At 33.3% G+C, this 3,755-nt stretch carries 2 protein-coding genes; one reads left to right on the top strand and one right to left on the bottom strand.

The window, feature by feature from the left end:
• Positions 1-3,098, bottom strand: a 3,098-nt coding sequence (gene ileS, locus Q0616_RS09825; RefSeq protein WP_298776797.1) for an isoleucine--tRNA ligase, incomplete at its 3' end; no start/stop codon positions are given.
• Between the two features lie 210 nt (positions 3,099-3,308).
• Here ileS and Q0616_RS09820 point away from each other — a divergent pair.
• Positions 3,309-3,755: DUF4836 family protein (locus tag Q0616_RS09820; protein ID WP_298776795.1), on the top strand; the 447-nt coding region annotated here is incomplete at its 3' end.

Genomic DNA, 3,755 nt, shown 5'->3' with positions numbered 1-3,755 from the left:
ACAGTCCATCCTGGGATGTCTTTTGTTGCGATTTCAAAATCTTCTACATCTAAAGTTAATGTTTTGTTATCAATTAACAAATCAATTTGTCCAGATTGCTCTAATTTAACAATTTGTTCATTCGTGATTTGCGCTGTAGCAGCGGAAATAGCTTTCATTTCTTTTCCATATTTCGGCCCTAAAGTCTTGAAATTAGGTTTGATAGATTTCACTAAAAGATTTGAAGCTTCTTCGTTTGTTAATAATTGAATTTCTTTAACATTAACTTCTTGTTTTAATAATTCAGATACAGCTTCTAAATTTGCTTTCATTGTATCATTCAACACAGGAATCATTACTTTTTGTAATGGCTGACGTACTTTGTTATCACTCAATTTACGAAGCGATAAAATCATACTTGTCGCTGTTTGTGCTAAATGTGTTTGTTCTTCTAATTGAGATTTAATCAATGACTCATCTACAACTGGGAAATCTGCTAAGTGAACAGATTCTGCTGCATTCTTAGCTGTTGCTGCATTAAGATCTTTGTATAAACGATCCATAAAGAACGGAGCAATTGGCGAACCTAATATAGAAATTGTTTCTAAAACAGTATACAATGTTTGATATGCTGCTACTTTATCTTTTGAGTAATCACCTCTCCAGAAACGTCTTCTTGATAAACGAACGTGCCAATTTGATAAATTATCAATAACAAATTCTTGGATTGCACGAGCTGCTTTCGTTGGTTCATAATCCGATAAAAAGCCATCAACTTTCTTCGTTAAGGTATTCAATTCAGAAATAATCCATTGGTCTAATTCAGCTCTTTCATTTACTGGTATTTCTTCTTCAGCGAAAGTAAATCCATCAACATTCGCATATAAAGCGAAAAATGAATACGTATTGTATAATGTTCCGAAGAATTTACGACGAACTTCATCAACACCAGCTAAATCAAATTTCAAATTTTCCCATGGCTGTGCATTTGCAATCATGTACCAACGCGTTGCATCAGGACCGTATGTTGCCAATGTATCAAATGGATCTACTGCGTTACCCAAGCGTTTTGACATTTTTTGACCATTCTTGTCTAATACCAATCCATTTGACATCACATTTTTGTATGCCTTCGAATCGAAAACCAATGTTCCAATTGCGTGTAATGTATAAAACCAACCACGAGTTTGGTCTACACCTTCTGCAATAAAATCGGCAGGATACATTGTTCCATTATCAATCAATTCTTTATTTTCGAATGGATAGTGCACTTGCGCATAAGGCATTGCTCCAGAATCAAACCATACATCAATTAAATCAGCTTCACGTTTCATTGGTTTTCCTGAAGCTGAAACTAATGTGATTTCATCTACTACATTTTTGTGTAAGTCGATTAAATCATAGTTTTCTTCTGCCATGTTTCCAATTTCGAAATTTTTGAAAGGATTCGATTGTTGAACACCTGCTGCAATTGATTTTTCAATCTCAGTAATCAATTCTTCAACAGAACCGATAACAGTTACTTCGTCCCCATCTTCTGTTCTCCAAATTGGTAATGGAATTCCCCAATAACGAGAACGAGACAAGTTCCAATCATTGGCATTTTCTAACCAATTTCCGAAACGACCTTCTCCTGTTGCTTTTGGTTTCCAATTGATTTCTTTATTCAATTCAACCATACGGTCTTTAACGTCCGTTACTTTGATGAACCAAGAGTCTAATGGATAATATAAAATTGGTTTGTCTGTTCTCCAACAATGTGGGTAACTGTGTTTATATTTTTCTACTTTGAACGCTTTGTTTTGCTCTTTCAATAAAATCGCGATTTCTACATCAACCGATTTTTCTGGCGCAGCTCCATCGTCATAGTATTCATTTTTCACATATTTACCTCCGTAACCTTCTGGTAATTCAGCTACAAAACGACCTTGTAAATCAACTAAAGGAACAGCATTACCATGGTTATCCAATACTAACATTGGTGGAACACCTGCATCTTTTGCTACTTTAGCGTCATCTGCTCCAAAAGTAGGCGCAGTATGAACGATACCTGTACCATCTTCAGTAGTTACGAAATCTCCTGGAATAACTTGAAATGCATTTTCTGCATCTTCATAAGGTAACGCCCAAGGCAATAATTGCTCATAGCGTGTTCCTACTAAATCAGCTCCTTTGTATTCACCAACAATTCTATAAGGAATTGTTTTATTCCCAGCAGCATAAACTTTGAAATCTTCTTCTGTTTCTGCTAAGAAATATGGTTTTCCAAATTGTTTTGACACCAATGGTTTTCCTAAAATTACACGAATTGGCTCGAATGTATATTGATTGAATGTTTCAACCACTACATAATCTATTTTTGGACCAACAGTCAATGCTGTATTCGAAGGTAAGGTCCAAGGAGTTGTTGTCCAAGCTAAGAAATACACATCTCCATCAAAATCATTGAATAAATCTGTTGAGTCTTTCTTTACTTTAAATTGAGCAACAATTGTTGTATCTGTTACGTCTTGATATGTTCCTGGTTGATTTAACTCGTGCGAAGACAAACCTGTACCAGCTTTAGGAGAATATGGTTGAATGGTATAACCTTTGTACAACAAATCTTTGTTGTAAATTTGTTTTAACAACCACCAAACAGACTCCATATATTTTGGTTTGTATGTGATGTATGGATCTTCCATATCCACCCAATAACCCATTTTTTCAGTCAAATCATTCCACAAATCAGTGTAACGCATTACTGTACGTTTACATGCTTCGTTATATTCTTCAACTGTAATTTTAGTTCCGATATCTTCTTTCGTGATTCCTAATTCTTTTTCAGTTCCCAATTCTACTGGTAAACCGTGTGTATCCCAACCTGCTTTACGGAAAACTTGTTTTCCTTTTAACGTTTGGTAACGACAAAATATATCTTTGATAGAACGTGCTAAAACGTGGTGAATTCCTGGCTTTCCGTTTGCAGAAGGAGGACCTTCATAAAACACAAAAGATGGATTTCCATCACGTGTAGAAATACTTTTTTCAAAAACATTATTTTGTTTCCAATCTTCTAACGTTTCTTTTGAGACTTGTACCAAGTCTAAGTGCTTATATTCTCTAAACTTTTTTGCCATCGAATTCTTTGTTATTTCTTCTAAATCAAGGAGTGCGAATATAAGAAATTTTTACATATTTTATTGTTATAGAAACGAAAATCATATTAAATATTGCTTAAATTTATCCCATTATTAGAGTTTTAACCTATTTTAATTCAAAATACATTTTTTATAAACTTACATCTTTCAAATCAATTATTTAACAATAAAGCAACATACAATTTTCTTATGAAAAAAAGGTTCAACTATTATTCAATTCTCTTTCTACTTTTGCTTTTTGCAAGTTGTTCTAAAAACGAAGATTACACCGTTTTAATTCCGACCGATGCAGATTTTGTTGCGTTAATCAATCCAAAATCTATTGCCGAAAAAGGCAATTTCAATGAAATAAATCAATACAAATTTTACCAATTAGCTGAAAATGAAATCAAAAATCAAGATCCAACTTTTGATAAATTATTCAACCAAATAAAAGACAATCCTACTTCAGCAGGCATTGATATCATTAGTCCAATCTATCTTTTTGGACAAAAAATAAATGGAAAAAATATGGTCGCATTAATTACGAATATGCGCGATAAAGATCAATTCGAAGAACATCTTACAACTATTTATAAAGGAATAAATAAAAAAGAAATTTCGTTTGAAAAGAAAGATGGATTTACAACGATTTCT

Source organism: uncultured Empedobacter sp., assembly GCF_937930195.1.
GTDB classification, from domain to species: domain Bacteria; phylum Bacteroidota; class Bacteroidia; order Flavobacteriales; family Weeksellaceae; genus Empedobacter; species Empedobacter stercoris.
Note: the sequence above shows the minus strand (reverse complement) of the source record. Positions and strands in the feature narration are given on the sequence as shown.